Annotated in this window: 6 protein-coding genes; all 6 read left to right on the top strand. The window is 69.7% G+C overall.

Annotated elements, in window-relative coordinates:
• Window positions 1–835: S1 RNA-binding domain-containing protein (locus Q0112_RS12335; RefSeq protein ID WP_297975767.1), on the top strand; the 835-nt coding region annotated here is incomplete at its 5' end.
• A 4-nt stretch (window positions 836–839) separates the two neighbouring features.
• Window positions 840–1754, top strand: a complete 915-nt coding sequence (gene sppA / locus Q0112_RS12330) for a signal peptide peptidase SppA (protein WP_297975766.1) — start codon at window positions 840–842, stop codon at window positions 1752–1754.
• 85 nt (window positions 1755–1839) lie between these two features.
• Window positions 1840–2121, top strand: coding sequence for an integration host factor subunit beta (ihfB, locus tag Q0112_RS12325; RefSeq protein WP_297975764.1), 282 nt, complete (start codon window positions 1840–1842; stop codon window positions 2119–2121).
• Between the two features lie 30 nt (window positions 2122–2151).
• Window positions 2152–2490 (top strand): LapA family protein, encoded by a 339-nt coding sequence (locus tag Q0112_RS12320; protein WP_297975762.1) that lies wholly within the window; start codon window positions 2152–2154, stop codon window positions 2488–2490.
• Window positions 2487–3149 (top strand): phosphoribosylanthranilate isomerase, encoded by a 663-nt coding sequence (locus tag Q0112_RS12315; RefSeq protein WP_297975760.1) that lies wholly within the window; start codon window positions 2487–2489, stop codon window positions 3147–3149. Before Q0112_RS12320 ends, Q0112_RS12315 begins: the two co-directional genes overlap by 4 nt.
• Before the next feature lie 111 nt (window positions 3150–3260).
• Complete coding sequence (gene trpB, locus Q0112_RS12310) at window positions 3261–4481, top strand: tryptophan synthase subunit beta (protein WP_297975758.1); 1221 nt, start codon at window positions 3261–3263, stop codon at window positions 4479–4481.
• Window positions 4482–4488: the final 7 nt, after the last annotated feature.

Here is a 4488-nt window from a genome sequence, read left to right as displayed (position 1 = left end):
CACCGGCCGCGTCACCAACATCACCGACTACGGCGCCTTCGTGGAGCTGGAGCCGGGGATCGAGGGGCTCGTCCACGTCTCCGAGATGTCCTGGACCAAGAAGAACGTCCATCCCGGCAAGATCGTCTCCACCTCCCAGGAGGTCGAGGTCGTCGTGCTCGAGATCGACAGCCAGAAGCGCCGCGTCTCGCTCGGGCTGAAGCAGACCCAGGGCAACCCGTGGGAGAACTTCGCCCGCACCCACCCGAACGGCACCACCGTCGAGGGCGAGGTGAAGAACATCACCGAGTTCGGCCTGTTCGTCGGCCTCGACGGCGACATCGACGGCATGGTCCACCTCTCGGACCTCGACTGGAACCGCTCCGGCGAGGAGGCGATCCAGGGCTACCACAAGGGCGACATCGTCAAGGCGGTGGTCACCGACGTCGACGTCGAGAAGGAGCGCATCTCGCTCTCGATCAAGGCGGTGGAGGGCGATCCCTTCGCCGAGGCGATCGCCGGCGTGAAGCGGGGCGACATCGTCACCGTCACCGTCACCTCGATCGAGGACGGCGGCATCGAGGTGGAATACGACGGGATGAAGTCCTTCATCCGCCGGTCGGATCTCTCCCGCGACCGCTCCGAGCAGCGGCCCGAGCGCTTCACCCGGGGCGACCATGTCGACGCCCGCGTGGTGTCGATCGACTCGAAGTCGCGCAAGCTCGGCCTGTCGATCAAGGCGCGCGAGATCGCCGAGGAGAAGGAGGCCGTGGAACAGTACGGCTCCTCCGACTCCGGCGCCTCGCTCGGCGACATCCTCGGCGCGGCCCTGCGGCGCAAGGACAGCGACGCCTGAGCGAATGGACGTTCTCGAACGTGACTTCTACGAGGAGCGGCGCCGCAAGTGGCGCCGTTCCGCCTTCTGGCGCGGCTTCCTCGTCGCGGGCGCGCTGGCGATGCTGCTCGCCTTCTTCGTCGGATCGGCGGCGGTCGAGGCGGCGCGCAGCCAGATCGCCCGCTTCGAGATCTCCGGCATCATCACAGACGACCCCAAGCGCGACGAGCTCCTCGACAAGCTGGCCGAGAACGACGGCGTGAAGGCGGTGCTGCTGCGCATCAACTCGCCGGGCGGCACGACCGCCGGGTCCGAGGCGCTCTATGCCGCGCTCCGGCGCATCGCCGAGCGCAAGCCCCTCGTCGCGCAGCTCGGCGAGGTGGCGGCCTCCGGCGGCTACATCGCCGCCATCGCCGCCGACCATGTCGTCGGGCGCGGCAACACGCTGACCGGCTCGATCGGCGTCATCATGGAATATCCCGACCTCACCCAGGTCATGGACCGGCTCGGCATCGAGCTCGAGACGGTGCGCTCCTCCGAGCTCAAGGCCGAGCCCTCGCCCTTCCGCCCGACCAACCCGGCGGCGCGGGCGCGCGAGGAGGCGCTCGTCGCCGAGAGCTACCGCTGGTTCCGCGGCCTCGTGGGCGAGCGGCGCGGGCTCGAGGGCGCCGCGCTCGACGCGGTGGCGAACGGTGCGGTCTTCACCGGCCGCCTCGCCGTCGAGAACGGCCTCATGGACGAGATCGGCGGCGAGCCGGAGGCGCGCGCCTGGCTCGAATCGCGCGACGCGAGCCTCGCCGACCTGCCGGTGCGCGACTGGGAGGTCGAACGCGACCGCTCCCTCGGCAGCCGGATCCTCGGCCAGATCGCGCCAACCGGCGGGATTCTCGGGGAAATATCCCGGTGGACAAGCCCCATGCTCTATTCCATCGGTCCCTGATTCCTGCCAGTATGCGCATTCGCAAGGGGTTGTCTCTCAATGCCTTAACGCCCCGGGGCAGTCACATGGGATCAGGGGCGCGCCGATGATAAAGTCCGAGCTCATCCAAAAGATCGCCGAAGCCAACCCGCATCTTTTCCAGCGCGATGTGGAGCGGATCGTCGCGACGGTCTTCGATGAGATCATCGAGGCCATGGCGCAGGGGCACCGGGTGGAGCTGCGCGGCTTCGGCGCCTTCTCGGTCAAGCGGCGCGAGGCGCGGCAGGGCCGCAACCCGCGCACCGGCGACGCGGTGACGGTCGAGGAGAAGTACGTGCCCTTCTTCAAGACCGGGAAGCTGCTGAGGGATCGGCTGAACGCCGAGTGACCGTCCGTTGCGGGCGGGGGAGGACCGAAGATGCGGACGCTCAAGTACCTGCTGCTGGCCTTGGTCCTCGTGTGCCTGGTCGTGCTGGCGCTCGCCAACCGCGAGATCGTCACGCTGCACCTCCTGCCGGAAGGCATGGCGCGCGTCATGCCGCTCTCGGTGCAGGTGCCGCTCTTCGTGGTGGTGCTGCTCTCGGCGCTGGTCGGGATGATCGCCGGCTACCTGCTCGAGTGGCTGCGCGAGCACAAGCACCGGCGGCGCGCGACGCAGAAGGCGCGCGAGGCGGCGCGGCTCAGCGGCGAGGTCGATCGTCTGCGCCGGCAGTCCGGCAAGCCGGAGGACGACGTCCTGGCGCTGATCGGCAGTTGAGCGGGCCGATGCGGGTCAAGATCTGCGGTCTCCGCTCGCGCGCCGAGGTGGGGGCCGCGGTCGACGCGGGCGCGAGCTACGTCGGCTTCGTCTTCTTCCCGCCATCGCCTCGTCATCTGACCATCGCCGACGCCCGCTGGGTCATCCCCTCCGTCCCCGAGGGCCTGGTGCGGGTGGCGCTGACCGTGGACGCGACCGACGAGACGCTCGAGGCGTTGCTCGCGGCGGTGCCGGTCGACATGCTTCAGTTGCACGGCCAGGAGACCCCCGAGCGGGTGGCCGAGGTGCGCCAGCGCTTCGCCCGCCCGGTGATGAAGGCCGTCGGCATCGCCGGCGAGGCCGACCTCCCGGCGCTCGTTGCCTATTCCTCCGTTGCCGACCAGATCCTCGTCGACGCCCGGCCGCCGCGCGACGCCTCGATCCCGGGCGGCAACGGCATCGCCTTCGACTGGGGGCTCATCCGCGGCCGGCGCTGGAAGCGGCCGTGGATGCTGGCCGGCGGGCTCACGCCGGCGAACGTCGCCGAGGCGGTCCGGCTGACCGGGGCCGAGCAGGTCGACGTCTCCTCCGGAGTCGAAAGCCGCCCCGGCTACAAGGACGCGGGCCTGGTCGCCGACTTCGTGCGCAGCGCCCGCGAGGCCGAGCGGCTGGAGGCCTGAGGCCCGGCAAGAAACTATTAACACCATGAATCGCTGTAATATCAAAAACTTGCTTATAGTTTCGCGTGCGAAATCCGTCATTTCGCACCGCGGCCCGGCCAGGGGAGCGCCATGAACCAGCAGCAGCCCAACTCCTTCCGCACCGGCCCCGACGAGCGCGGCCGCTTCGGCGACTTCGGCGGCCGCTTCGTCTCCGAGACGCTGATGCCGCTCATCCTCGACCTCGAGGCCGAATACGAGAAGGCCAAGACCGACGCCGCCTTCTGGGCCGAGATGGACGACCTCTGGAAGCACTACGTCGGCCGCCCCTCGCCGCTCTACTTCGCCGAGCGGCTCACCGACCGCCTCGGCGGCGCGAAGATCTACTTCAAGCGCGACGAGCTCAACCACACCGGCGCCCACAAGATCAACAACGTCCTCGGCCAGATCCTCCTCGCCCGCCGCATGGGCAAGGCGCGGATCATCGCCGAGACCGGCGCCGGCCAGCACGGCGTCGCCACCGCCACCGTCTGCGCCCGCTTCGGCCTGAAATGCGTCGTCTTCATGGGCGCCACCGACGTCGAGCGCCAGAAGCCGAACGTCTTCCGCATGAAGCTCCTCGGCGCCGAGGTCGTCCCGGTCACCTCCGGCCGCGGCACCCTCAAGGACGCGATGAACGAGGCCCTGCGCGACTGGGTCACCAACGTCGCCGACACCTTCTACTGCATCGGCACCGTCGCCGGCCCGCACCCCTATCCCGCCATGGTCCGCGACTTCCAGTCGATCATCGGCAAGGAGACCCGCGCCCAGATGCTCGACCGCGAGGGCCGCCTCCCCGACAGCCTCGTCGCCTGCATCGGCGGCGGCTCCAACGCCATGGGCCTCTTCCACCCCTTCCTCGACGACGCGGAGGTCCGCATCATCGGCGTCGAGGCCGGCGGTCACGGCGTCGACGAGCGCATGGAGCATGCCGCCTCCCTCACCGGCGGCCGCCCCGGCGTCCTGCACGGCAACCGCACCTATCTCCTGCAGGACGCCGACGGCCAGATCCTCGAGGGCCACTCCATCTCCGCCGGCCTCGACTACCCCGGCATCGGCCCCGAGCATGCCTGGCTGCACGACATCGGCCGCGTCGAATACGTGAGCGTCACCGACGCCGAGGCCCTCGACGCCTTCCGCCTCGCCTGCGTCACCGAGGGAATCATCCCCGCCCTCGAGCCCGCCCACGCCCTCGCCCACGTCGCAAAGATCGCCCCCGCCCTCCCCGCCGACCACCTGCTGGTGATGAATCTGTGCGGGCGCGGCGACAAGGACATCTTCACCGTGGCCGACGCGTTGGGGGTTGCGCTCTAAACCGTGC

It is taken from the genome of uncultured Amaricoccus sp. (assembly GCF_937858865.1).
In the GTDB taxonomy this organism is placed as follows: Bacteria; Pseudomonadota; Alphaproteobacteria; order Rhodobacterales; family Rhodobacteraceae; genus Amaricoccus.
This window is presented reverse-complemented; position numbering and strand designations above follow the sequence as displayed.

What these genes read in the sequence shown, in the direction of transcription:
- sppA (WP_297975766.1), top strand. Translation starts at nt 840, where the DNA reads ATGGACGTTCTCGAACGTGACTTCTACGAGGAGCGGCGCCGCAAGTGG.
- ihfB (WP_297975764.1), top strand. Translation starts at nt 1,840, where the DNA reads ATGATAAAGTCCGAGCTCATCCAAAAGATCGCCGAAGCCAACCCGCAT.
- trpB (WP_297975758.1), top strand. Translation starts at nt 3,261, where the DNA reads ATGAACCAGCAGCAGCCCAACTCCTTCCGCACCGGCCCCGACGAGCGC.
- Q0112_RS12320 (WP_297975762.1), top strand. Translation starts at nt 2,152, where the DNA reads ATGCGGACGCTCAAGTACCTGCTGCTGGCCTTGGTCCTCGTGTGCCTG.